Raw genomic sequence first — 25,776 nt, forward strand, 5'->3', positions numbered from 1 at the left:
TTATGTCGGGTCTGCCATGTCTTTACTTCCTCCCTCAGAATTCATTTTTCCCAATCCGGTCGAGGTTGATCCTGAAGGTGAAGGATTGATTTGTATTGGTGCAGACCTCTCCCCTTCCACACTTTATGAAGCCTATACGCATGGATTATTTCCATGGTTTTCAGAAGGTGATCCGATTTGCTGGTGGAGTCCGGAACCACGCTGCATTATTCGCCCCGAAGATTATCATCCAAGCAAATCCCTGCTACGCAATATGAAAAAGCAGGACTATAAAATTACGGTCAATCATGCTTTTGAAAGAGTGATTCGTTCCTGCTCCCTACCCCGTGCTTATGCAGACTATACCTGGATCAGTGAAGATATTATCGCAGGCTATTGCGACATGTTCGACGCAGGATATGGCTATAGCATTGAGGTCTGGGATGAAGATCGCGTCGTCGGTGGACTTTATGGTGTGACCATCGGTCAAGGCTGTTTTGGTGAATCTATGTTTAGTACGCAAACCGATGTTTCTAAAATGGCTTTCTATACCTTAATGCTGATTGGACAGGAAAATAAACTACCCTGGATCGACTGCCAACTGGTGAACGATCATCTGTTAAGCCTGGGTGCCTGCACACTTTCTCGCCAGACCTATCTTAATTCTTTACAAGATATTGTAAAAAAGCCTGCGATTGATTGGAAAAAGTATCAGGAAGGTGTATTTTCAAGTAAAACAATAGCGCAAAACGCGCACTTAAGTGAATGAAAATAACAGAGGGTAGTTGTTATGAACTCTTATCAGCCAAAGGCCCTACTGAACGATTTACAGTATTATATTACGCCGCCGCATGATTGTAGCTATTTGCCCAACAAGTCGGTGCGCATGGTTTTTCTGGATCCTGCACATCGTATTGATGTCGTAACTTTATCGGAACTGTCACGTACCGGTTTCCGCCGCAGTGGTGATTTCGTGTATCGCCCCGAATGTCATTTGTGTCGTCAATGTCTGTCTTCGCGTGTACCCGTTGCTGAATTCCGCATGAACAGTTCACAAAAAAAAGCCTGGAAACGTAATCAGGATCTGGTGATAAAAATTACCAGTCCAGAGCACGCCGGGGACCTACATTATGCGCTGTATGAACGCTATATCAATGAACGCCACGCAGATGGCGATATGTTCCCACCCACCCGGGATCAGTTCGAAAAATTTTTATTGCAAAGCTGCACCGACAGCTTCTTTCTAGAATTATGGCAAGGTGAGCGTCTAATCAGCGTTTCCACTTGCGACCTGCTGGATGATGGCATCTCTGCCGTTTATACCTTCTTTGATCCGGATGAAAATCGTCGTTCACTCGGTGCTTTTGCAATCTTGAAACAGATTGAACATGCACAAAAGCTGGGCTTGCAATTTATCTATCTGGGTTATTGGGTGCCGCATTCTAGCAAAATGAATTACAAATCTCAGTATCTGCCACTGGAACTCTTGATCGATGGACAATGGCGACGTTTAAATCATGCATTGAGTGCCACGGAGATTCAGCAATTGGGAAACTCATTAATGACGACCTTACCCAGCGGATGGAATCACCAGATTATTAAATAAGGTTGTCAGTTTGTATTATTTAAATAGACTAGCAAAATCATCCGTACATGCTTTTACCATAATGATGGCATGTTCACGGCTTCCGTTACTGTTAGGATAATAATTCTTGCGCAGATCAATCTGATGAAAGCCTGATTTTTCATACAGCTTGATCGCAGCCAGATTACTCTCGCGCACTTCCAGGAAAATCTGCACCGGATTATTTTTTAGCATCGCCACTGAAGCCTCCAGCAACTGATAGCCCAAGCCCTGACCTTGCTGTGCCGGATCAATCGCCATGAGCAATAAATTGGCTTCATCCAGCACCGGTTGTAAAATACAAAATCCGACCACCTGCCCTTTTACTTCAATCACGGTACTTTGATAAGCTGTTACAGCATCTTCGAACTGTTTTAAAGTCCAGGGATGTGATTGAACTGATTTTTCAATCTTTGCAACGACTTCTACATCCGCTGCTTGCATTAAACGAATCATCTTCGTTCATCTTATATAGAATCAACCTCCGCATTATAGAAAGTTCATCCAAAAAATCGAGCAAAAAAAAGAGCGATTTTAGTCGCTTTCCAATCTTCAGTTCTGTCACAAACCCAATTTAGCTTTCCAAGTCGCCAACAGTTGATCTGTATGATGATTATTCGGATGGAATCCCGGTTTAAAATACATCAGCATTTCTTTCGCCATACCCGTAATGACACCTTTAGAAGGACTATAGGCATAGGTATAAATGGCTTTTAAGGACTCAAGATTAAACTGCTGATCCTGTTTAAGCAAACGGACGAAGAAATAGCTTTGCACCACAAATAAGGTTGCCATTGCGATGACCAAGGATGAAGTACGCAGTGCATAGGCTTTTAGGCCTTGGCCAAAAACCCCTTCGAAGACATCATATGCCACTGCCTTATGTTCATTTTCCTCGATGGCATGCCATAACCACATGGTTTTCATGGTTTCATCTGTCATCAATTCCTGAATGTGGCTATTGGTCAAAAGCTGTGAGGCAATGGTTGCAGTGAAATGCTCAAGTGCCGTGGTTGCAGTTAAATCTACCATTTCTTGGGTAATACCCACAGGCTTACCCAGTTTAGCCATGACTTTACGTGTCGTTTGAATGACTTTATCGGTATAACGATCAAGCGTATCAACATCATGCCCATGTTTTTGCGCAGATGCATTAAAGCCGATATGCTCGTGAGTATGCATGGCTTCCTGACCAATAAAAGCGGAAATTTCTTTTTGTAATGCTTCATTATTGGCAATTGCAGGATGTTTACGCACCGCACGGACTGAATCTATAAAAAACTTTTCTCCCGCTGGAAATAGCGCAGATAATGCCGTCATAAAATGAGTGAGACCTGCTGAACCATTCATCCAATATTCCGGTACAGCATCAAAATCAAAGTTCATGCGACGAACTGGAAAACTAGCACCGGCACGATTGGTAATATTTACTTTCGCATTCATGTGACCACTCCCATCAGGCCAATCCAGGCCCGAAAATTTAATATTCATATTCTTATCTGTATATTACGTGGTAATTTTTTTTACATAAGTGCAGTTTAGGTCAAGCCGATATCAGATAAGGACAGCTTTTAAAATCATTGTCAGACAATTTATTTTTAGTTTTATAAAAGTTTAGATCAAAAAAAAGCGCCTCAAAGAGGCGCTTTTCTTACACAATCAGCGATTATGCAGTTACTTTAGCAACTACACCAGCACCAACTGTACGACCGCCTTCACGGATCGCAAAACGTAGACCTGGGTCCATTGCGATCGGGTGGATTAGCTCTACTGACATCTCAACGTTGTCACCAGGCATAACCATTTCCACGCCTTCTTTAAGCGCGATCGCACCAGTTACGTCCGTAGTACGGAAGTAGAACTGTGGACGGTAACCGTTAAGGAATGGAGTGTGACGACCACCTTCTTCTTTAGAAAGTACGTATACTTCCGCATCGAATTTAGTGTGTGGCTTGATCGCACCTGGTTTAGTCAATACTTGACCACGTTGTACGTCTTCACGCTTAGTACCACGAAGAAGAACACCACAGTTCTCGCCCGCACGACCTTCGTCAAGAAGTTTACGGAACATTTCTACGCCGGTTACTGTAGTAGTTTGAGTATCACGGATACCAACGATTTCTACAGACTCACCTACTTTAACGATACCAGTCTCTACACGGCCAGTTACTACTGTACCACGACCAGAGATTGAGAATACGTCTTCAATTGGCATAAGGAATGGAAGGTCAATTGCACGCTCTGGCTCTGGAATGTAAGAGTCAAGTGCTTCAACAAGCGCAACTACCGCTGGCTCGCCGTATTGGCTGTCATCACCGTTAAGCGCAAGAAGAGCAGAACCACGGATCACTGGAGTGTCATCACCCGGGAAGTCGTAAGTAGAAAGAAGTTCACGAACTTCCATTTCAACTAGCTCAAGAAGCTCTTCATCGTCTACAAGGTCGCATTTGTTCAAGAATACAACGATGTAAGGTACACCTACCTGACGAGAAAGCAGGATGTGTTCACGAGTCTGTGGCATAGGACCATCAGTCGCAGCACATACAAGGATCGCGCCATCCATCTGAGCAGCACCAGTAATCATGTTTTTAACATAATCGGCGTGGCCCGGGCAATCTACGTGAGCGTAGTGACGAGTTGGAGAATCGTATTCTACGTGTGAAGTATTAATTGTAATACCACGTGCTTTTTCTTCTGGTGCAGAGTCGATTGCAGCGTAGTCTTTCGCTTCGCCACCGAATTTCTTCGCACATACAGTTGCAATTGCAGCTGTTAAAGTTGTTTTACCATGGTCAACGTGACCAATTGTGCCCACGTTAACGTGTGGCTTATTACGTTCAAACTTAGCCTTAGCCATGAGATCTTCCTTTTTAAACTACTCATGCAGGATCACTGCATGAGCACTTGGGTTTAACTATGAATTAGTTTGGGCTTATAGTAATCGAAAGATTACTCGTCGTCACCTTTTTTACCGCCAGACTGGAATTTAGAAATGATGCCTTCAGCCACGTTACGTGGAGTTTCAGCATATTTAGCAAATTCCATAGAGTATGTTGCACGGCCTTGAGACATAGAACGCATTTGAGTCGCGTAACCAAACATCTCTGCAAGTGGAACTTCAGCTTTAATTGCTTTAGTACCGCCAGGCAAGTCATCCATACCTTGAACCATACCACGACGACGGTTTAAGTCACCCATGATATCGCCCATGTAGTCTTCTGGAGTTTCTACTTCAACTTTCATGATAGGTTCAAGAAGAACAGGATCTGCTTTCATGAAACCGTCACGGAAGGCATAAGAACCAGCCATCTTGAACGATAATTCGTCCGAATCGACATCGTGGTAAGAACCGTCAAACAATGTAGCTTTGATGCCTACAACTGGGTAACCAGCAAGGACACCATTCTTCATACGCTCTTGGATACCTTTATCCACAGCACCGAAGAATTCTTTAGGAACTACACCACCAACAACTTCTTCAACGAACTCGTAGTCTTTACCAGCATCAGCATCCATTGGCTCTAAACGTACGTATACGTGACCAAATTTACCTTTACCACCAGTTTGACGAACGAATTTACCTTCTTGCTCAACTGACTTTTTGATCGTTTCACGGTAAGAAACCATTGGTTTACCAATGTTTGCTTCAACACCGAATTCACGCTTCATACGGTCAACAATAATGTCAAGGTGAAGTTCACCCATACCAGCGATGATTGTTTGACCTGACTCTTCATCAGTACGAACGCGGAATGATGGATCTTCCTTAGCCAAACGACCTAAAGCAATTGACATTTTTTCTTGGTCAGCTTTAGTTTTTGGTTCAACAGCCAATGCAATTACTGGCTCTGGGAATTCCATACGCTCAAGTGTGATGACATTTTTCTCATCACAAAGTGTATCACCTGTAGTTACGTCTTTAAGACCTACACACGCAGCGATATCACCCGCACGAATTTCTTCAACGTCTTGACGATCGTTCGCGTGCATTTGCACGATACGGCCGATACGTTCACGTTTAGATTTAACTGGGTTATAAACAGAATCACCTTGTTTAAGAACACCAGAGTAAACACGTACGAAAGTTAAGTTACCTACGAATTTGTCGTTCATGATTTTGAACGCAAGTGCAGAGAACGGAGCTTCGTCAGATGCTTCACGAATCGCTTTAGTTTCAGCCTTATCGTCAAGAACACCTTCAATCGCTTTAACTTCTGTAGGCGACGGTAAGAATTCAATTACTGCGTCCAACATACGTTGAACACCTTTGTTTTTGAATGCTGTACCACAAAGCATTGGTTGAATTTGACAAGCCAAAGTTTGGACACGTAGACCAGCAACGATTTGTTCTTTAGTCAAATCGCCATTGTTCAGGTATTCATCCATTAACTCTTCAGAAGCTTCAGCAGCAGCTTCAACCATGTTTGTACGCCATTCTTCAGCAGTTTCTTGAAGTTCAGCCGGGATTTCACCGTATTCAAACTTCATACCTTGTGAAGCTTCGTCCCAAATGATCGCTTTCATTTCGATCAAGTCGATTACGCCTTGGAAGTTTTCTTCAGCGCCAACAGGGATTACTACAGGTACTGGAGATGCACCTAAACGTGTTTTCATTTGTTCAACAACACGGAAGAAGTTGGCACCAGTACGGTCCATCTTGTTCACGAATGCTAAACGAGGCACTTGGTATTTGTTCGCTTGACGCCATACAGTTTCAGACTGAGGTTGTACACCACCTACAGCACAGTAAACCATACACGCACCATCAAGAACACGCATAGAACGTTCAACTTCAATTGTGAAGTCAACGTGTCCCGGTGTATCAATTACGTTGATACGGTGTTCAGGGAACTGTTTAGACATACCTGACCAGAATGTAGTCGTAGCAGCAGAAGTAATGGTAATACCACGTTCTTGCTCTTGCTCCATCCAGTCCATTGTTGCTGCACCATCGTGTACTTCACCAATTTTGTGAGATACACCTGTGTAGAACAAAATACGTTCTGTAGTTGTGGTTTTACCCGCATCAATGTGCGCAGAAATACCAATGTTACGATAACGAGAAATTGGGGTTTGACGTGCCATGATTTCTAGCATTCCTAAATTTTGTTGTTTAAAACAGGACGCTTTAAGCTGCATAGCAACTTAAAGCGCTTTGGTGACAGAACCATGACGGTCTTGTCACCCTCCTGAATAGGGCCTGTTTTATCTGCTTAGAAACGGTAGTGAGAGAATGCTTTGTTGGCTTCAGCCATACGGTGCACATCTTCACGTTTCTTAACCGCAGCGCCTTTGCCTTCAGATGCATCAAGCAACTCGCCAGCAAGACGTAAAGCCATAGTTTTTTCAGAACGCTTAGCAGCAGCATCTACTAACCAACGCATCGCTAGAGCAGTACGACGGGATGGGCGTACTTCCATAGGAACTTGGTATGTAGCACCACCAACACGGCGTGCTTTTACTTCGACCATAGGACGAACTTTTTCAAGAGTAGTCTCGAAAAATTCAACTGGGTCTACTTTAGATTTTTCTTGAACGCGGTCTAAAGCACCGTAAACGATACTTTCAGCAATAGATTTTTTACCATCTTGCATTACGTGGTTCATGAATTTAGCGATTGTTTGGCTGCTGAACTTAGGATCCGGAAGGATTTCACGAGCAGCGACTACGCGACGTCTTGGCATTTTAAACTACCTATAAAGATGACACTTCAGGTTTATCCAGCATGAGTACAAAGTGTCATGTACTACTCGCTGGCCTTACTATACGTCGCTTGGAATTTTCACAAAATTAATGCAGAAATCAGACAAGCGAGACGATAAAGGATTGCGGTTCTACGTTCTTAAAATTTAATTCTTAACGAATTATTTCTTAGGACGTTTAGTACCGTATTTAGAACGAGACTGGTTACGATCTTTAACACCAGCACAGTCTAAAGAACCACGAACGGTATGGTAACGTACACCTGGTAAGTCTTTAACACGACCACCACGGATAAGAACAACACTGTGCTCTTGTAGGTTATGGCCTTCACCACCGATGTAGCTAGAAACTTCGAAACCTGAAGTTAAGCGAACACGGCAAACTTTACGCATTGCTGAGTTAGGTTTTTTAGGTGTAGTTGTGTAAACACGTGTACAAACACCACGGCGCTGTGGACAAGCCTTCAACGCAGGAACTTTAGATTTTTCAACTAAAGTCGTACGACCCTTGCGGATCAACTGATTTGTTGTTGCCATTTGGCAATTCTCCCGTTAATAAAAAGCCCCAAAAAACTACTACTTTTTGAGGGCATGCAATTGTAATTCAAGATGCAAAATTGGTCAACCTACTCAAACCAAGCAAATGCCGTTTCTCACGACATTTGCTTGCTTTTATTTACCTTCAAAATTCGCTTATTTTTTTGAATTTTTACCAGCTTTTTTGGTCACGTCTTGAGCTTCAGATTTAGTTTCCGAGTTTTCTTGATCCTCTGCACCCTGCTGTGAAGTCTCTGTAGCAGCTTCCGCCTCGTCAGCAGCTTCTGGATGCAGTTCAGCTTCGATTTCCGGATCAAATGAAGTTTTGGATAAAGCCGGTTGTTGCGACTGCTTATCTACCGCAGGTTCAACCAACTCATCGTTGAGTGCCTCCAGCCCTTCACTCACCTTTTCATCTTTCTTCACTTCTGCTTCTTCAGAGCTTAGATCATTCTGCTCTTTTTTGACCAGCTTGACTTGGGTAATCGTGTTATTGCCCTCAATCGCAATATCTTTATCCATGATCGGCTTATCTTTCGCAGGCTCAACGTCGTGAGAGGCACCATTTAGGAGTTTCGGAGTTGCCTGTTGTAACAAACTGACTGCTTTTTCATAGGCAGCATAAGGAGACAATTGCGAATCCTGATGCTGAACTAGGTATTGGCGTGCATGTGAGAATGCTTCTTGAGCTTTCTGATTTACATCCTCGACAAAACGGTGGCTATATACTGCACCAATACCTGCACTTGCCAGAGGCGTTAGTTTGGTTAATCGCTCCAGAATCGAAATTTTTGGCAGATGATTCATCCATTCCCATTTAGCCTCTCCCTCATGACGACTTAGCCATTGTTTGATAGCGCTGACATCATTATCAGAACCTAGCATGGCTTGTAGCTGGGAGATATCATGAGTTTTAAGGGTATTACTTAACGCTTTTAAACCCAATAACAAGGTTTGCTTTTCTGCAATCAGGCTCAGGTCGATCTGTCTAAAGATATGCTGGACGATTTCCTGATCATCTTCTTTGCTCAGGTCAAAACCATAAGAGCGACCGACTTGATAAATGGTACGCAACGCCATCAGTAAAGAAGCGGGAATATCAATCGCGGTGCCAAGCATCCCTGAAGCACCACTCACTGCACCCTGAACCGTCGCAATCCATTTGTTTTGTTCACCTAAAGCCTGTGAAATTCGCTTGGATCGGTCGACGTCCTGAGTCAATTCTTCTAAATCTTTCGCTCCAGCTTCATTCAGAATGGCATCAACCGAACTGGTTTGATTACTAAATTGATTCAGACGCTCATAAAAGTAGTTAGACACTTTTTCGGTTAAGTCTGGAGAAACAAAATGCGCGACATTATTCACGGTATTAAAGCGGCGCCCGAGAAGTTGACGAGAGACATTTGGAAGATGCTCGCGAAGCATTTGCTGAGGATTATCATATTTTTTAGCTGAAAAAGCGCTTTTCGTCTTCGCCGAACCGTCAATCACCTGATCGGAGTTAGAAGGCTTCAGCGCTTTAGTCACCGAATCCGGCGCAACATGATTCAATAAATCCAATCCGGTTGAACTGAACTTTTTCGCCACTCCAAAGGCATTCGAAATCAGACCATTAGATTGTTTATTATTAGCATTTACCATTTTTTACCTCAGCATTCATGTGCTTGTATTTGGTATAAATACTAGGTGTAGTCAGCGTTTATCTCAACTTTATTCTGTTTCATTTAGTAAAACCCCTACACGCCGACTCACAAACTCAACCGACTGTCACACGGCATAACATTTGCCATAAGATTTCAAAAGTCTTTCTGCTATCATGTTCCCCATCATGAAATAAGGCTAAGCGCTGGATTGGGCGATTTTAAAACCCAGATATCTGCCGCTGAGCATAGAGCAAACTATAAGGATCTGTAGATGAAACGTGTTGTCATCACTGGCATGGGGATTAACTCATGTATTGGTAATACATTAGAGGATGTAAACCATTCTTTACAAAACGGGATTTCAGGAACACGTTTTAATCCGACTTATGCTGAACTCAATTTCAAAAGTCATGTCAGTGCTGCAGCCGAGCAGGATTTCGACGGGATCGACCGCAAACTGAAACGCTTTATGGGCGTATGTGCGATGTATGCATATAACTCAGCCCTTGCTGCAGTGGAACATGCCGGTTTAAAAGTTGAAGATCTAGCTGGCAACCCACGCTATGGTATTGCGGGTGGTTCAGGTGGCGGTTCAACTGCTTCCGTTATTGAAATGAACGAATTATTGCAAACCAAAGGTGCGCGTAAAGTCGGTCCTTTCTTTGTACCACGTAATATGACCAACACCATTACGGCTAACGTTGGCGTTGCATTCAAATTACAAGGCGTGGCGCATACCATTACCAGTGCATGTGCAACCTCTGCCGATGCCATCGGTTATGCCTACAACCTGATTCAACTCGGTAAACAAGATTTAATGCTGGCAGGTGGCGGTGAAGAAGATCACTGGTCACAAAGCTTGTTGTTTGATGCGATGGGCGCACTTTGCTCTAAATACAATGACAGCCCTGAAACAGCATCACGCCCTTATTCTGCAGACCGTGACGGTTTCGTGATTGCCGGTGGTGGTGGTTTTGTGATCCTTGAGTCTTTGGAACATGCGAAAGCGCGTGGCGCAAATATCTTAGCTGAAGTGGTTGGTTATGCAGCCAACTCGGATGGTGCCGACATGGTTGCACCATCTGGTGAAGGTGCAACGCGTTGCGTACTAATGGCTTTAGAAGAAGCAAAACAACACGGTGTCGATAAAATTGACTATGTAAATACGCATGGTACTTCTACTCCAGCGGGTGACATCACAGAACTTAAAGCGATGGAACGTGCTTTTGGTGAAGGTCAGGTTCCTCCACTCAGCTCAACCAAGTCAATGACAGGTCACAGTCTGGGTGCTGCTGGTGTTCAGGAAGCGATTTATTCAGTTCTGATGATGCAAAATGACTTTATTGCTCCAAACATCAACGTGACCGAGCTGGATGAAGGCGCAAAACCGTTTGATATCGTGCTTGAAAAACGTGACGCAAAATTGAATACTGTGATGAGTAACAGTTTCGGTTTCGGCGGCGTAAATGCTTGTCTCATTTTCAAAAAATGGGAAGGCTAAGCTGCCCAGTTTAGGGTGACTTGATGGATGCTCCTTCTGATGCTTTCTTGTGGGTAAAAGCATTACATATTATTGCGGTGGTTTGCTGGTTCGCGGCTTTGTTCTACTTGCCACGGTTATATGTTTATCATGCCATGAGCGAAGATGCCGTCAGTCATCAACGCTTTGAAGTCATGGAACGCAAGCTGTACCGTGGTATCATGTGGCCAGCCATGTTGGCCACCTTGATTACGGCACATTTTCTGGTCGACTGGGGTGATGCAACGCGTCACTACCATGAAGCATTATGGTTTTACCTTAAAGTCGGCCTGGTCGGCTTATTGGTGATTTACCATCTGGTGTGTGGTTATTACCGCAAGAAGCTGATTGATAATGCACATTACAAGTCACACAAGTTTTGGCGTTATTTTAATGAGATGCCAACCCTGATCTTATTTGCCGTGGTGATTTTAGTGGTAGTTAAACCTACTTTCTAATTCACCTGCGCAATCAAAAAATCCCCGATTAGTCGGGGATTTTTTATGTCTGAATATTTAAGGATTACCACGCTGACGCATACGTGGCTTATACAGCAGACGATAGGTCACTGCCAGAATAATCAACCATAAAGGACTGATCATCAGAGCCTTTAAGGTATCGGGTTCCAGACTTAAAATAATCAAGGCGAATAACAAAAATGCTAATACCACATAAGACATCCATACTCCACCCGGCATTTTAAAGGTCGAAGCCACATGTTTTTGCGGTTGCTGCTTACGGTAACGGATGTAGCACACCATGATGATGCTCCAGATACTAATAAACAGGATCACACACAGCGAACTTGCCAGAGTAAAAGCTTCCATGGTATTTGGTACAAAATACTGAAATGCTGCCCCTAACATAATAAAAGCACAGGAGAAAAATAACCCTGTGGCTGGTACTGCCCGACTAGATAACCGCGCTAAAGCTTGAGGCGCCTGTCCATCACGTGCCAAACCAAACAACATACGGCTGGTCGAGAATACACCACTGTTCATAGAGGACATCACAGATGACAATACCACCAGGTTCATGATAATGGCTGAAGTTGGAATACCGGCATACAGGAACAAACTCACAAAAGGACTTTGATCCGCAGGAATCAGATGCCACGGTGTGACCGACATGATCATCAGCAATGACAATACATAGAACAGAATGATCCGTGTAGGAATGGCGTTGACCGCTTTGGGTAAATTCTTTTCCGGATCTTTTGTTTCTGCCGCCATGGTGCCGAGCAGTTCCACCCCGACAAAGGCAAACATGGCAATCTGGAAGCCTGCCAGAAAACCGGTAAAGCCTTTGGGAAATAAACCACCATGTGCCCAGACATTACTAAAGCTGGCGACGGCGCCACTCGGTGCCTGAAAACCGCTAAACACCATATAACCACCGACAAAGATCAAACCGAGAATAGCTAAAATCTTGATCAGTGCAAACCAGAATTCAATCTCACCAAACAGTTTTACCGTCACCAGATTAATCGCAAGAATAAACAGCACACAGCCAACACTAATCATCGCCTGTCCCATCGGGGTAAAGGCCATGCCTTCGGGCAACCAGAAACTTAAGTAGTTAATAATCGCCGCGAGATCGGCAATCCCTACCAGCACCCAACCTAGCCAGTACGACCAGCCAATATAATAGCCAGCACCCGGCCCGATCAGGTCATGGGCCATATCAATAAAGGATTTGTAATGCAGATTAGACAGCAGCATTTCACCCAACGCACGCATCAGGAAGAAGAACATGCCACCAATGATCATATAAATGATCAAAATTGAAGGGCCTGCTAGGGAGATGGTTTTTCCCGATCCCATAAACAGGCCGGTACCGATACAGCCACCAATGGCGATTAACTGCAAATGTCGGTTTGAGAGTTTTCGTTGCAACTCATGCGGCGACGATTTTACGTCTTCTGTGCCCGGGGTGGTTTTCATTTTTACATCCTTTTTAATCTTTACAACAGCATCAAGCTGAATTTACAACGTTCAGTCCTCGAACGCTTATTATGACATTTTCATACTTTTTACTGCGCTGTTCAGTGAGATTTACTGCACTAAAACGACTTAAATGATTGCAGGGGAGATTTCAACATTAAAAATTAAATTAAGCTCGAGCTGCAATGACTGCAATTTCAATCAGCCAGTCCGGATTAACCAAATCTGCCTGAATCGTGGCACGTGCCGGCGTGCCATGACCTTGTAACCACTCTACCCAAAGCTGATTCACAGTTTGAAAATCATCCAGATTTTTCACGAACAGTTGTGCAGAAAGCAGCTGGCTTTTATCAGTATTGGCCAATGCAAGCAATTCCTCAATTTTTGCAAAGACTTCCAGTGTTTGTCCGCGTACATCCAGATCCGTGCTATTCGGCACCTGACCCGATAGATACACGGTTTGCTGATGAATCGTCACCGCACTCATGATTTGATTGCTGTTGAGTCGCTGAATAGCTGTATTGTCCTGTGTCATGTTGATCTTCCTTGTTTGGGATATTGAAATAAAATTTAAATTAAAAATTTAAGCGTCAATCTGGAAATGAACCCGAGCGGTCACTGCACACATCAGCTCATAGCCGATGGTACCTGAACTGGCCGCCACGTCATCAATCGGCAAAACCACACCTTGGGAAGATTGGCCCCAAAGTACCACTTCACTACCTATATCTGCGTGCGGCAGCGCAGTCAGGTCTACCGCCAGCATATCCATACTGATTCGACCCAATGTCTGTGTTTTGATTGAATCGACCAGCACGGGCGTACCGGTCGCCGATAACCGTTGATAACCATCCGCATAACCACAGGCCACAATCCCGATCCGCATATCCTGTGTGGCAATAAATTTGGAACCATAGCCAATGCTCTGACCTGCCTGGATCATTTGAATGGCGATAATTTCACTGCATAAGCTCATGCTCGGTTGCAAATTCCAGTCTTGAATCGTGTGTGTTGGATAATCTGGTGAACTGCCATACAGCATGATGCCGCTACGTACAATATCGGAATGAAGGGTTTGATGATGCCGCAGAATGGCCGCACTGTTACTGAGTGAGATTTTACCCTCAAACCCCTGAATGGTCTGGCTAAAAATCAGGTTTTGATGCTGAATCCCATCCTGTCCGAAACGCTGGCCATCCGCATCGGAGAAATGGGTCATATGGGTAATGGAACGGACAGTGTTCAGCTGTTGCAGCTCCTGCCAGATCTCTGCATATTGCTGCGGCTCGAAACCCAGACGGTTCATGCCGCTGTTCATTTTCAAATACACATCAAACTGTGCATCCGGCGCTATTTCGGCAAACTGTTTCAGCCATTGCACTTGATGTCGGGAATGAATGGCAAAGCTCATTTCATGCTTCACACATGCAAATAAATCCTCAAAAGCGAAAATACCTTCGAGCAACATTAGCGGCTTCTTGCATCCCAGCGCACGTAGCCGCGTACCCTCCCCGATATCCAGAAAGGCAAAACCGTCCGCACCTTGAAGTGCCGCATAGACCCGTTCGATCCCGTGCCCATAGGCATTAGCCTTGACCACGGCAAATACCTGACTATTGTGCATACATTGGCGCGCCACACTTAAATTATGCGCAAGCGCCTGTTGATGGATAATTGCAGTAATGGGACGTGGCATACATTCCTCCTTGAATATTCCGCCTCAGATGGCCTTAGGCAGCTTGATGATAGCGCGCCAATGACAGACCTTCAGTGCTAATTTCAGGATCACGAGCCAAGACCAGATCGCTGATTAATTTCCCTGAACCACAAGCCATGGTCCAACCCAGCGTGCCATGTCCGGTATTCAGGAACAGGTTTTTAAAACGGGTTTTTCCAATAATTGGCGTACTGTCCGGGGTCATTGGACGCAAGCCTGTCCAGAAACTGGCCTGATTCATATCGCCCCCCGGGAATAAATCACGGGTCACCATTTCCAGCGTGCCGCGACGGTCTTCATTTAATCCCAGATTAAAACCGCTCAGTTCAGCCATTCCCCCTACGCGGATGCGCTGGTCGAAACGGGTAATCGCAATTTTATAGGTTTCATCCAGTACTGTAGATTGTGGTGCATAGGCCGGATCTAAAATCGGAATGGTCAGTGAATAACCTTTCACCGGATAGACAGGTAAATTCAGTTCAAGCGGTTTGAGGAAATCACGTGAATAACTACCAAAGGCCAGCACATATTTATCTGCCGTGAGTACCTGACCATTCACCAGAACACCTTTGATCTGGTCACCTTCTACAATCAGCTTTTCAACGTTTTGATTGAACTTAAACTCTACACCCATCCCTTTGGCATGTTCTGCCAGGGCATTGGTAAACAGATAGCAGTCACCTGTTTCATCATTGGGTAAATGCAGACCGCCTACCAGTTTGTCTTTTGCCTGTGCCAATGCCGGTTCTACACGCGCCAATCCATCGCGGTCCAGTAGTTCAAATTCAACTCCGGTTTCTTTCAGAACTTCAATATCGCGCTGCACCGCATCCAGCTGCGCATCTTTACGGAAAATCTGCAAAGTGCCTTTTGAACGGTTTTCATAAGAGATGCCAATATCACGGCGCAAATTACGCAAACAGTCACGGCTATATTCAGCCACACGCACCATCCGTTCTTTATTGACTGCATAATGCTGCGCATTACAGTTTTTCAGCATTTGTGCCATCCACTGCAATTGCCACAAGCTGCCATCGACATTAATCGCCAACGGTGCATGATGCTGAAACATCCATTTGACTGCCTTAAACGGAATACCTGGTGCAGCCCAAGGGGTCGAGTATCCTGGAGAAATCTGCCCGGCATTACCGAAGCTGGTTTCTTGCGCCGGACCTGCCTGACGATCCAGCACAGTCACGGTTGCTCCCTGCTGCGCCAGATAGTAAGCGCTTGCCACACCAATCACACCACTACCCAAAACTAATACGCGCATTAACTTAACCCTCAAACATCTTTTCAGTTTATTTCACTAGTATATTTTTGCTTTAATAGTTAAATTCACTATATTCAGACTGTATATTCAGTGAAATAAATATTTTTTCGGGCAGAATTAAAAAAAAGAGGGAAATATTGATGCGTAAATTAGACCGCATTGACCGCATGATTCTGGATATCCTGCAACGCGATGGCCGGATTGCGATTAGCGAACTTGCAGCACACGTCAATCTATCGACCACACCCTGTTCAGAACGGGTAAAACGGCTAGAGCGCGAAGGCATTATCATGGGCTATTACGCCCGTTTAAATCCGGAAATGCTGGAGCGCAACCTGCTGGTTTTTCTGGAAATCAAACTCTCCGCCAAATCAGGTGATGTCTTTGATCAGGTGGCACGTAACCTAACCGAAATCCCGGAAGTCCTGGAATGCCATTTAATTTCCGGTGATTTTGATTATCTGGTCAAAGCACGTTTAAAAGAAATGAGTGCTTATCGCCGTTTACTGGGAGATTTACTGAAAAAACTACCCGCCTCTGCCTCCTCGCACAGCTATGTGGTGATGGAAGAAGTCAAAGAAAGTTTATATCTGGACTTGGGTATTTAGTAATGATGGCTTTTTAAAGCTACTGGCAAAAACAACAAAGCCCCAAACGGGGCTTTGAGATCGAACATTGATTGGACTTATTAAAAATCAAGCAGGAATGCGGAGCACCTGTCCCGGAAAAATATCATCTGCATCTTTGAGCAACGGACGGTTGGCTTCAAAAATTTTATTATACTGATTGGCATCACCATAAAATTCTTTTGAGATTTTTGACAAACTGTCACCTGATTTCACCGTGTAGAACTTACTTTCCGGCTCAGGACTGCTCACTGTAAGCTGATCATCCACTTTGGCCACATGATCAATATTACCCACGGCCAGAACAATCTTTTCACGATCGGCCTGACTTTGTACCTGACCTCTGACCGTCGCCAGATCTGAGGCTGAATTATAACTGATGGATAAACCAGTGATCGGAAGGCCCAGACTTTTCACATGGCCGAGTAATTTATTTGCCACTTCCTGAGCAGAAGGCTCCGCAGGTTGTGCTGCAGCCGGCGTTGTCGTTGTAGGTGCAGCCTGTGGTTCCGCAGCAGCTGTATTCTTCTTACCGATACCTTTTACAAAATCAAAAAGACCCATAGCGGACTCCATTCTTGTTGTTAATGTCACATCACTCTTATTTTTATAATGAAAACTCTAGAGAGATAGTTAGTCATTGGTGACAGAAAGGTAATGAATTGTAAAACCTCCATTCATGTGAAAAGCAGACACAAAAAAACCACCTCTAGGGTGGTCTTTATGTTCAGCAAAGCTGAAATCGGCGATTAACCCAGTTTCTTAGAAACGTAGTCAATTGCAGATTGAACAGTTGTGATTTCGTTAGAATCTTCATCAGGAATCGTGATGTCGAAATCATTTTCGAAAGACATAACAAGTTCAACTAGATCTAGAGAATCTGCACCTAAGTCATCCATGAAAGATGCTTCGTTTTTAATCTCTTCGATTTTGATACCAAGTTGTTCTGCAACTGCTTGCTTAACACGTTGTTCGATATCGCTCACAGGAATTCTCCTCATTGCTTGTGGCGTTTTTAATGCCGTTAGTTTAATTGAATCTAAAAAATTTGGAAAGTTTATACTTGAGCTTAGCTCATGTATAAGCCCCCATTTACATGCATAACTGTACCAGTAATGTAACTGGCTTTATCTGAAGCCAGGAAACTTACGGCATTTGCGATATCCTGCGGATCACCTAAACGGTTTAATGCCACCTGCTCAGTCATTTTTTTACGAATTTCTTCGCTTAGCTGTTCAGTCATTTCAGTCGCAATAAAACCTGGTGCTACCGAGTTTACGGTAATCTGACGGCTACCCATTTCTTTGGCAAGGCTACGGCTAAATGCCTCAATACCTGCTTTGGCAGCAGAATAATTGGCCTGACCCGGGTTGGCAAAGTGTGCCACCACAGAACTGATATTGATAATGCGGCCGAAACGCGCCTTGGTCATGCCTTTGAGTACACGCTTAGACAAACGGTAAACTGCTTTCAGGTGAATATTTAAAATATCATCCCAGTCATCTTCAGACATACGCAGCAGCAAATTGTCTTTGGTAATACCTGCATTATTGACCAACGCAAGGACTGGACCATAGTTCTGTTCGATGTCCGTTACCAGCGCATCAATCGCAGCACCATCACGTACATCTAGTACTTTTCCAGCGCCATTTTCAGCAAATTCTGCCGATAATTTTTCCGCACCCGCTTCAGACGTTGCAGTACCTACGACAAAATAACCATCCTGAATCAACTGTTGTGCGATCGCAGCACCAATACCACGACTTGCACCTGTTACCAGAGCAACTTTACGTTCCTGTGTCATGCACTTTTCCCTTCTGCCGCCAATACGGTGTTTAATGCATCTTCCAGACGAGATTGACTGTCCAGTGGAAGTGCTTTTTGAATATTCGGCAAGCGTTTCGCCAAGTTGGTCAATACATTACCCGGACCACATTCTACGATGTACTCAACACCTTCATCTTGAAGGAATTGTAAAGTTTTAGTCCATTGTACTGACTCATAAAGTTGCGCGGTCAACGCCTGACGCAATTCATCTACACTGGTTGCCGCTTGCGCGCCCACATTTTGTAATACAGGAATGCGTGGCAGCTCAATGGCGGTTTGTTCCAATGCCGGAGCAAACTGCTCAGCCGCAGGTTTCATCAATGAACAATGCGATGGAACCGATACTGGCAATGCAATGGCTTTTGCGCCGTTTTCTTTGGCCAATGCCATCACTGCTTCAACGCGATCTTTATTACCCGCAACAACTACCTGCCCTTGGGCATTGTAGTTTGCCGCTTCAACAGAACCTTCACCTGCTGCCGTGGCCTGTGCACACAGCTCAATCACTTTGGCATCATCCAGACCCAAAATGGCAGCCATTGCACCGACACCCTGAGGTACAGCCGTCTGCATCAGTTTACCGCGCAGGTTCACCAGCTTCGCAGCATCACCTAGGCTTAAAGCACCCGATGCGACCAGTGCGCTATATTCACCCAGTGAATGGCCTGCCAGATATTTCGGTGCTACACCGCCAGATTCCAACCACACGCGCCATAAGGCAATACTTGCAGTCAGCAATACCGGCTGGGTAAATTCGGTTTGATCCAGACCTTCGCCACTTTGCGCAATCTGCCACAGATCAAAACCGACGGCTTCAGATGCTTCTGCAAATGTCTCGCGAATACTTGCAAACTGTTCTGCAAGCTCAGCCAGCATACCGGCCTTTTGTGAACCCTGACCCGGAAACACAAATGCAGTTTTTGTTGCTGGCGCTGCTTGTTCGAGTGGTGTAGCAGACATAATAAAATCCTTTCATTCAAGAGGTGTGCTTCTTCAATCCTAACAAGAAGACTGACCAATAAGACCACCTAAATCATTGTGGAGCGCAATTTAGCATGTAATTTTGCTGGCGGTAATTGCCAAATACAACAAAAAACCGATACACCTAAAAATCAAAAACAAAAAAAAGGGAGCTAAATGCTCCCATTTTTTTCTACTAAGCTTGACGCTTAATACATCACCAATTATTCAGCAGATGCTTTAGCGAATAATTGACGACCACGGTAGATACCATCTTTAGATACGTGGTGACGACGGTGAGTCTCGCCAGTAGCTTGGTCTACAGTTAATGCATTCTCGGTTAAAGCGTCATGTGAACGGCGCATGTCACGGCGAGAGCGACTTTTACGGTTTTGCTGAACGGCCATGATGGCTCCTTACAAAGATCGAAAAAATGGATCAGAACAAATTCGATTGTCTTATACACAAGAGTATAACACAAAAATTAGTTAAGTTTACCCTTCAAAGCAGCCAAAACTTCAAACGGGTTGTCCCGTTTTTCTTCAGCCACTTCTTCTACGGCAGGTTGATGCTTATGTTCACAAAACTCATGTTTAGGCGACAACGGCATCAACAATAACAGTTCATCTTCTATCAGCGCGAGTAAATCAGCGGTCGCAGGTGCATCATAATCACCTTTGGTCGTTGCTTCACTTTCACCTAGGACGATGAAATCAGCATCCTCATCCAAGCGCTCTATCAGTGACTCATCATCCACAAGTGCCAAATGGAACGATGAAACCAGCTCAATTTCTACAGTTTCCAGACAACGCTGGCATTCCATAGGAACTTTTGTTTCAACGTGACCATCTAGCCATGCAATACGATGATAGGCATCCATTGATAGCTTACAGTCTATGTTAATCAATTGATCATCAATTGATCCAACAGCTTCACGAGCGATACGAACAAAGCGGGATAAAGGCAGTTGACCTGACCATTTAAAGCCCTGTTCAGCCCATTTAAACGGCTCAATCTGTGCCGGAAAGGTATTTGCTGACATAATTAAGGCGGCAATTCTACAAATTCATCAGTACTCTGTCAAAGATTAAGATACAATTTTGTACTTATTTCGACAGACCATTTGGGTAACTCAAGTCATGCATCTGTTGCAGCCGCAAACAGAAGTGAATGTTTCATCACTCGTTAGCACAATTCCAAGCCTTGATTCTGACAGTTCAACACAACAAGTGCAACTCTCGCCATGGGCGAATTTATCGTCAGAAGCGCAGCAAGTGGATTGGCTCATCTTACACTTTAATCACTGGTTTTCCCATTTAAATGTCACTTTAGTACGGGGCGAATTTGAACCAGAATATTTCCCTGCAAGTGTAGACCGCCCTGCCCGAATCCAGTTTGCCCATGGTTTCTTTAATAGTGCCCTGCATGAAATCAGCCACTGGACCATTGCCGGAGACAAACGCCGCCTGCTGCCTGATCTGGGTTACTGGTATGCCCCGGATGGGCGGACCCGCGAACAGCAGGCTTTATTTGAACAGGTCGAAATCAAGCCACAGGCAATTGAGTGGATGTTTGCCCAAGCTTTTGGCCGTAAATTCCGGGTTTCTTTGGATAACCTGACTGGCGATGGCGGTGATGGCACCAGCTTTAAAGATAATGTTTATGCCCAAGTTCAGGCTTATTTTAATGGTACAGCCAAACTTCCACGTGATGCAGCGCGCTTTATCCAATGTATCTGTATCTGCATCAAAGGTGGCAAAAGTTTACAATCTGATGAATTTATACGTGAAATGCTTGATTAAATTACACAAATCTACCTTTTCTATGATTGCCAGATCTTGCCTGAGCGCCACATAATAAGCCATCAGCCCAAGCTTGGAGTAGTCTCTATGCTGCATTTACGCGTACACCCAGACAATCCGCAACCCCGCTTAATCAGTCAGGCAGTGGAACGTATCCGTGCGGGTGATGTGGTGGTCTATCCCACTGATGCTGCCTATGCGATTGGTTGCCAGATTGGGAACAAGAGTGCCATGGAGCGGATTGCGCAAATTCGTGGTCTGGGTCCAAAACACCAATATGCGATTCTGTGCTGTGATTTGTCCGATATTGCCACTTATGCCAAAGTGGACAATGCCATGTACCGTTTGCTGAAAAATAATACACCGGCCATCACGACCTTTATTTTACCTGCGACCAGTGAAGTGCCACGTCGGTTGATGCATCCTAAAAAGAAAACTATTGGTCTACGCATTCCGAATAATCCGGTATGTCAGCTGTTACTCAAAGAACTCGGTGAGCCGTTATTGACTTCTACCCTGATTTTACCGGGTCAGACTGACCCACTTGACGATCCTTATGATATTGAAATGCAGCTGGGCAAACGCATTGATGTTTTTGTAGATAGCGGTTTAGGCACCTTGAGCACGACCTCTATTGTAGATTTATCCGGTGATCATCCAGAAGTGATTCGTCGTGGTATGGGAGATGTCAGCGCTTTTGAATAAATGACGCTTGAGAAATTCCTACAAACATTCGGGGAGTCAAAATGAATGGATTTATTTTACTTGCTCCTGAATCAGCATGAATTTTCTGCACAGGATTTGATCTATGCAGAACTGCCTTGGACACTGCAATCCAAGGCAGCGCTGGTCGAAGCACATCCCTCTCCCTATCTCACTATAAATATTGATCATACTGAGTACCAATTTTTCCTGACGTTGGCTCTAGTGAGACAGTTGTTGCAGATCTATTCAAACCAAAATGTATGCCTGGCAGAGTCTTGCCAACGTATCATTGAATTTGCGACCAACGAATACAATCATTCCTCACCATGAAAATCTAAAACAGCATATGGTGAGATGTTGCAGTTCTATTCTTTTCGATTTGACAGGTATGCAATGGTTGCCAAAAACAGTTTAGGAATCTGAACTACGCTCATAATGACGAACCGCAATGAAATTTGGACATTGCGATAGCTTCTGTTCATGATGCATGAGCTCTTCACCCAGTTTATTTTTCAGATACACATGAAAAATAATCTGATCTTCTTCCAGTACATTCAACATCGCTGTGCGTGCCTTGGGTTCCATGACTTTAAAGGAATTGATTGACTCACAAGACATAGCTTGCATATCCAGTTTAATCCGCTCATCCAGCTGGTCGCCCTCATAGGCCATATGCCGCATGTAAAAACGGATATTCGGATATTGGTCCAGTACACTAAAATCCATTTTCATGGCCTGCATGACAGGTCGGGCCTGTTCCGTAAAAGCTGAAAATCCACCTGATTTCAGCCCTGTGCGTGCTTCATCTTCAAGCTGCATAATCTGATATTTGGGATAAGCCCAAAATCCCCCGAATGCGATCATCCCAATAACAACCAGAATAAGTGGCATGCTTTCTTCACCTTTTTATTGATTTTTGTGATTCTTGACTATTTTTCGAGATTATAGCGGAATTTTTGACCAAAAATTACGGGGAAATATTTTATTAATACTTATTAATTTCATGTTTTTTAATGGGAAATCCGTTTAAAAATCATTCAATATCTGCCAGCTAGCTTATTTCCTACTTTAATGAGAATTACTGTATTGATCGAGTTTTTTAAGTGAATCAACTCACATCATCTACCAGATACGCTTAATTATGAGAACCAATTTAACCTAAAAATCACCGTAGCATTTCCAGCTATGTTTTGTCATTTTTCTCGTTGCTATTTTTAAATCGTAGATAAATTCCATTATTTTTTTAAGTTTTTATGGCTTTGACGGCTTATTTAATTTATTTAAAGTTACTTTTCCAGTACAATGACAACGCTTAATCCTGTGCTTTTCTTTCGATCAGATACCGAAAATCAAGCCTTTGCATGCCTTTGAAAATTCGCGTGGCCTATAATTGTAATGACTCAAATTATCCATAACACTATGGAATCTGCTCCGCACATTCGGGTTCTGGATGAATGGCAGGATACAATTCCAGAGGATCTGTACATTCCTCCAGCGGCATTTGAAATCTTATTAGAACATTTTGAAGGCCCACTCGACTTTTTAATTTACCTGATTCAAAAAAACGGTTTTGACCTGTTACAGGTCGATATCGCGCCGATAGCAGCACAGTATTTGTCTTATATGGACGCAATGAAATCCCTCAACATCGAGTTGACGGCCGACTATATGGTGATGGCGGCCTTACTGGCAGATCTCAAATCGCGTTTGCTGTTACCAAAACCAAAAAGCCTGACTGCGATTGAGCAGGATCCAAAACAAGAACTGATTGACCGTTTAGAAAATTATTTAAGAATTAAACAGGCAGCAGAACGTCTGGGCCAGATGCCAATTCTGGAACGAGACACTTTCACCACTAATGTCAGTTTGGGCGAAATCCAGCAGCCGAATGAAGGCTATTCAAGCGATTTATTGCGTGATGCCTTGCTTTGTATATTTAACCGTCCTGAACCGGTGATTCATCAGGTGCAACAGGAACCGGTACTGCTGGAAGAACGGATTGCCTATATTGAAAGTTGTATTGAAACTGGCGCAATACTCAGCTTTAAGGACTTGTTAAAACCGAGCCAAGGCCGTATGGGTATGGTGGTAACCTTTATGGCGGTGCTGGAACTGACCCGACAACAAAAAATTCAGATTATTGCTACAGGTATTGAAGCCCCGCTCGCGATTCAAGGAGCCAGTCAATGACACTCGATCAAAATACGCTGTTATCTGCAGAAGATAATCTGCATGAAGTATTGATGCAGCTTGAAGCCATTATTTTTGCCAGCGACTCCGCGGTTTCATTGGCTCGTCTGAAAGAAACTTTTCAGGATCGCTATAGCAAGCAGGAATTACGCCAGTATTTACAACAACTTTCCATGCTGATGCATGGCCGTTCAATCGAACTGATTGAAACAGCACAAGGTTATCGTTTTCAAGTGCGTGCAAAATATCGTAATATTATTGCACAGACCTGGCCAGAGCGACCGGCTCGCTTGTCGCCTTCATTACTAGAGACGCTTGCGGTGATTGCTTATCACCAGCCAGTGACCCGAGCGGATATTGAACAAATTCGTGGTGTCACGAATAACAGTCAAAACTTGCGTACGCTGTTTGACTGGAACTGGATTAAAGAGTCTGGATTTCGTGAACTCCCTGGAAGACCTGCGTTGTTAATGACAACGCCACAATTTTTAAATGCGTTTGGCCTGAATAGTTTGGGCCAATTGCCTCCCCTGCAGGATGCCAAGGAAGCTTTTATGGCCCTCGATGCGAATGCACCGAAGTCATAAATAGGTGAACTGTTGATAATTATTTCTAAGGTTATGCTGTCATGAGTGAAAAGTTGCAAAAGGTGCTTGCACGCGTTGGTTTGGGTTCTCGCCGTTATATGGAAGAAGTCATTGCCGCGGGTCGTGTAAGTGTCAACGGGCAAATTGCCCAAGTGGGTGAACGAATCGAACCAGGTGATGAGCTTCGCATCGATGGTCGTAAAGTTGCCTTCCAGATTGAAGACGAAATCCGTCGTCGTGTCATTATCTACTACAAGCCTGAAGGCGAGATCTGCTCACGTAGCGATCCTGAAAACCGTCCGACCGTGTTTGAACAGCTGCCTGCTATTCCGGGCGATCGCTGGGTGATGGTGGGTCGTCTGGATATCAACTCGACCGGTCTGCTCTTGTTCACAAATGATGGCGAACTTGCAAACCGCTTGATGCACCCATCGAATGAAATCGAACGTGAATATGCAGTTCGTGTCATGGGTGAAGTTACACCACAAATTCGCAACAACATGCTCAAAGGCGTGGTGCTAGACGATGGTCCGGCAAAATTCGAATCTTTCTCTGAACTCGGTGGTGACGGGATCAACCGTTGGTTCCAGGTGGTAGTAAAAGAAGGTCGTAACCGTGAAGTACGTCGTATCTTTGAATCACAAGGCCTGAAAGTCAGCCGTCTACTGCGTACCCGTTATGGTACTGTGATTTTGCCACGCGAACTGCGTACCGGTCGCTGGATTGAACTGGATAAAAACGATATCGACAACCTGACCAAAGCTGTGGAATTGAAGCCACGTCAAGGTACAGGCTTGTTTGGTATGGCGAAACGCCGTAATGAACGTATGCAAGACAAACCGATGGCTGCGCGCCGTGGCGGTTTCTTGCGTCAGCAACGTCGTGACAGTGATGAGCAACCACAAAATAATACTGGCCGTGAGCGTCGTGATGACAATGCTTATGGTCGTCGTGACAGAGCTGAAAACCAGAATGGCACTCAGTTTGTACGTCGTGAAAACCGTCCGGATCAAGGTTTTGGTCGCCGCGAAGAGCGTGATGAAAATGCGCCGCGTCGTCCATATGGCGTCAACAAAGGCTTTAAAAAGTTTTAATTAAGATAAATAAAAAAAGTCAGGCACATTGCCTGACTTTTTTTATGC

General features: G+C 44.3%; 29 protein-coding genes. 11 read left to right on the forward strand and 18 right to left on the reverse strand.

The features are described 5' to 3' along the window. Window positions 1-16 precede the first annotated feature (16 nt). Window positions 17-748, forward strand: coding sequence for a leucyl/phenylalanyl-tRNA--protein transferase (gene aat / locus F894_RS08450; RefSeq protein ID WP_005247118.1), 732 nt, complete (start codon window positions 17-19; stop codon window positions 746-748). 21 nt (window positions 749-769) lie between these two features. Next, window positions 770-1,585, forward strand: coding sequence for an arginyltransferase (locus F894_RS08455; protein WP_005247119.1), 816 nt, complete (start codon window positions 770-772; stop codon window positions 1,583-1,585). A gap of 15 nt (window positions 1,586-1,600) precedes the next feature. On the opposite strand, the gene rimI is transcribed toward F894_RS08455, so the two are convergent. The 7 genes from rimI to F894_RS08490 form a co-directional block, all read right to left on the reverse strand. Further along, on the reverse strand, window positions 1,601-2,059 hold the full coding sequence (gene rimI / locus F894_RS08460; protein ID WP_004646114.1) for a ribosomal protein S18-alanine N-acetyltransferase: 459 nt from the start codon (window positions 2,057-2,059) through the stop codon (window positions 1,601-1,603). Between the two features lie 105 nt (window positions 2,060-2,164). Beyond that, window positions 2,165-3,046 carry a metal-dependent hydrolase gene (locus F894_RS08465; protein WP_005247120.1) on the reverse strand — a complete coding sequence of 294 codons (882 nt, stop codon included), beginning with the start codon at window positions 3,044-3,046 and terminating at the stop codon, window positions 2,165-2,167. Window positions 3,047-3,269: 223 nt separating this feature from the next. Beyond that, window positions 3,270-4,460, reverse strand: a complete 1,191-nt coding sequence (gene tuf / locus F894_RS08470; RefSeq protein ID WP_004646112.1) for an elongation factor Tu — start codon at window positions 4,458-4,460, stop codon at window positions 3,270-3,272. Between the two features lie 92 nt (window positions 4,461-4,552). Further along, a complete protein-coding gene (fusA, locus tag F894_RS08475) occupies window positions 4,553-6,688 on the reverse strand; it encodes an elongation factor G (RefSeq protein WP_004646111.1) in 2,136 nt (711 codons plus the stop codon). A 128-nt stretch (window positions 6,689-6,816) separates the two neighbouring features. Next, complete coding sequence (gene rpsG, locus F894_RS08480; RefSeq protein WP_004279240.1) at window positions 6,817-7,287, reverse strand: 30S ribosomal protein S7; 471 nt, start codon at window positions 7,285-7,287, stop codon at window positions 6,817-6,819. 180 nt (window positions 7,288-7,467) lie between these two features. After that, entirely contained in the window at window positions 7,468-7,842 is a 375-nt protein-coding gene (rpsL, locus tag F894_RS08485; protein ID WP_002050319.1) for a 30S ribosomal protein S12, read from the reverse strand. Window positions 7,843-7,998: 156 nt separating this feature from the next. Beyond that, on the reverse strand, window positions 7,999-9,483 hold the full coding sequence (locus F894_RS08490) for an EcsC family protein (protein WP_005247121.1): 1,485 nt from the start codon (window positions 9,481-9,483) through the stop codon (window positions 7,999-8,001). Between the two features lie 273 nt (window positions 9,484-9,756). Between F894_RS08490 and F894_RS08495 the strand changes: the two genes are divergently transcribed. Continuing rightward, a complete protein-coding gene (locus tag F894_RS08495; protein ID WP_005247122.1) occupies window positions 9,757-10,986 on the forward strand; it encodes a beta-ketoacyl synthase N-terminal-like domain-containing protein in 1,230 nt (409 codons plus the stop codon). A 23-nt stretch (window positions 10,987-11,009) separates the two neighbouring features. Beyond that, entirely contained in the window at window positions 11,010-11,462 is a 453-nt protein-coding gene (locus F894_RS08500) for a CopD family protein (protein WP_004279237.1), read from the forward strand. A gap of 57 nt (window positions 11,463-11,519) precedes the next feature. Here the strand turns inward: F894_RS08500 and F894_RS08505 are convergent, their stop codons facing one another. From F894_RS08505 to F894_RS08520, 4 genes are all read right to left on the reverse strand, one after another. Further along, window positions 11,520-12,947 (reverse strand): amino acid permease, encoded by a 1,428-nt coding sequence (locus tag F894_RS08505; protein WP_005107715.1) that lies wholly within the window; start codon window positions 12,945-12,947, stop codon window positions 11,520-11,522. 169 nt (window positions 12,948-13,116) lie between these two features. Further along, window positions 13,117-13,482: a RidA family protein gene (locus F894_RS08510; protein WP_005247124.1), complete on the reverse strand. Its 366-nt coding sequence runs from the start codon at window positions 13,480-13,482 to the stop codon at window positions 13,117-13,119. A gap of 48 nt (window positions 13,483-13,530) precedes the next feature. Further along, window positions 13,531-14,643: an alanine racemase gene (gene alr, locus F894_RS08515; protein WP_005247125.1), complete on the reverse strand. Its 1,113-nt coding sequence runs from the start codon at window positions 14,641-14,643 to the stop codon at window positions 13,531-13,533. Between the two features lie 34 nt (window positions 14,644-14,677). Further along, window positions 14,678-15,937, reverse strand: coding sequence for a D-amino acid dehydrogenase (locus tag F894_RS08520; RefSeq protein ID WP_004646103.1), 1,260 nt, complete (start codon window positions 15,935-15,937; stop codon window positions 14,678-14,680). Window positions 15,938-16,077: 140 nt separating this feature from the next. On the opposite strand from F894_RS08520, the gene F894_RS08525 reads away from it, so the two are divergent. After that, a complete protein-coding gene (locus F894_RS08525; RefSeq protein ID WP_005104829.1) occupies window positions 16,078-16,545 on the forward strand; it encodes an Lrp/AsnC ligand binding domain-containing protein in 468 nt (155 codons plus the stop codon). Between the two features lie 87 nt (window positions 16,546-16,632). Here the strand turns inward: F894_RS08525 and lysM are convergent, their stop codons facing one another. The 6 genes from lysM to F894_RS08555 form a co-directional block, all read right to left on the reverse strand. After that, window positions 16,633-17,127: a peptidoglycan-binding protein LysM gene (lysM, locus tag F894_RS08530; RefSeq protein ID WP_004279231.1), complete on the reverse strand. Its 495-nt coding sequence runs from the start codon at window positions 17,125-17,127 to the stop codon at window positions 16,633-16,635. Window positions 17,128-17,312: 185 nt separating this feature from the next. Beyond that, entirely contained in the window at window positions 17,313-17,549 is a 237-nt protein-coding gene (gene acpP / locus F894_RS08535; RefSeq protein ID WP_004646101.1) for an acyl carrier protein, read from the reverse strand. Between the two features lie 83 nt (window positions 17,550-17,632). Then, a complete protein-coding gene (gene fabG / locus F894_RS08540) occupies window positions 17,633-18,367 on the reverse strand; it encodes a 3-oxoacyl-ACP reductase FabG (RefSeq protein WP_004646100.1) in 735 nt (244 codons plus the stop codon). Continuing rightward, window positions 18,364-19,350, reverse strand: a complete 987-nt coding sequence (fabD, locus tag F894_RS08545) for an ACP S-malonyltransferase (protein ID WP_005247127.1) — start codon at window positions 19,348-19,350, stop codon at window positions 18,364-18,366. The genes fabG and fabD overlap by 4 nt, the downstream gene beginning before the upstream one ends. Window positions 19,351-19,574: 224 nt before the next feature. Next, complete coding sequence (gene rpmF, locus F894_RS08550; RefSeq protein WP_004279227.1) at window positions 19,575-19,757, reverse strand: 50S ribosomal protein L32; 183 nt, start codon at window positions 19,755-19,757, stop codon at window positions 19,575-19,577. A gap of 77 nt (window positions 19,758-19,834) precedes the next feature. Beyond that, window positions 19,835-20,392, reverse strand: coding sequence for a YceD family protein (locus F894_RS08555; RefSeq protein WP_004279226.1), 558 nt, complete (start codon window positions 20,390-20,392; stop codon window positions 19,835-19,837). Window positions 20,393-20,489: 97 nt separating this feature from the next. On the opposite strand from F894_RS08555, the gene F894_RS08560 reads away from it, so the two are divergent. The 3 genes from F894_RS08560 (at window position 20,490) to F894_RS08570 (ending at window position 22,187) form a co-directional block, all read left to right on the forward strand. Continuing rightward, entirely contained in the window at window positions 20,490-21,152 is a 663-nt protein-coding gene (locus F894_RS08560) for an elongation factor P hydroxylase (RefSeq protein WP_005247128.1), read from the forward strand. Window positions 21,153-21,239: 87 nt separating this feature from the next. Then, window positions 21,240-21,857: an L-threonylcarbamoyladenylate synthase gene (locus F894_RS08565; protein WP_004730625.1), complete on the forward strand. Its 618-nt coding sequence runs from the start codon at window positions 21,240-21,242 to the stop codon at window positions 21,855-21,857. Between the two features lie 45 nt (window positions 21,858-21,902). After that, window positions 21,903-22,187 (forward strand): hypothetical protein, encoded by a 285-nt coding sequence (locus tag F894_RS08570; RefSeq protein ID WP_005247129.1) that lies wholly within the window; start codon window positions 21,903-21,905, stop codon window positions 22,185-22,187. Between the two features lie 81 nt (window positions 22,188-22,268). Here the strand turns inward: F894_RS08570 and F894_RS08575 are convergent, their stop codons facing one another. Then, a complete protein-coding gene (locus F894_RS08575) occupies window positions 22,269-22,748 on the reverse strand; it encodes a hypothetical protein (RefSeq protein WP_005247130.1) in 480 nt (159 codons plus the stop codon). Window positions 22,749-23,252: 504 nt separating this feature from the next. On the opposite strand from F894_RS08575, the gene F894_RS08580 reads away from it, so the two are divergent. Genes F894_RS08580 through rluB form a run of 3 tightly spaced genes read left to right on the forward strand, consistent with a single transcriptional unit; the run spans window position 23,253 to window position 25,728 of the window. Next, window positions 23,253-24,047 (forward strand): segregation and condensation protein A, encoded by a 795-nt coding sequence (locus F894_RS08580; protein WP_004279221.1) that lies wholly within the window; start codon window positions 23,253-23,255, stop codon window positions 24,045-24,047. Then, complete coding sequence (gene scpB, locus F894_RS08585) at window positions 24,044-24,634, forward strand: SMC-Scp complex subunit ScpB (RefSeq protein ID WP_004279220.1); 591 nt, start codon at window positions 24,044-24,046, stop codon at window positions 24,632-24,634. Before F894_RS08580 ends, scpB begins: the two co-directional genes overlap by 4 nt. 41 nt (window positions 24,635-24,675) lie before the next feature. Further along, the gene (rluB, locus tag F894_RS08590) at window positions 24,676-25,728 is read left to right on the forward strand and encodes a 23S rRNA pseudouridine(2605) synthase RluB (RefSeq protein WP_005107723.1); all 1,053 of its coding nucleotides are present in this window, start codon (window positions 24,676-24,678) and stop codon (window positions 25,726-25,728) included. The last annotated feature ends 48 nt before the right edge of the window (window positions 25,729-25,776 follow it).

The organism is Acinetobacter sp. CIP 51.11 (assembly GCF_000369665.1).
Taxonomy (GTDB): domain Bacteria; phylum Pseudomonadota; class Gammaproteobacteria; order Pseudomonadales; family Moraxellaceae; genus Acinetobacter; species Acinetobacter lwoffii_S.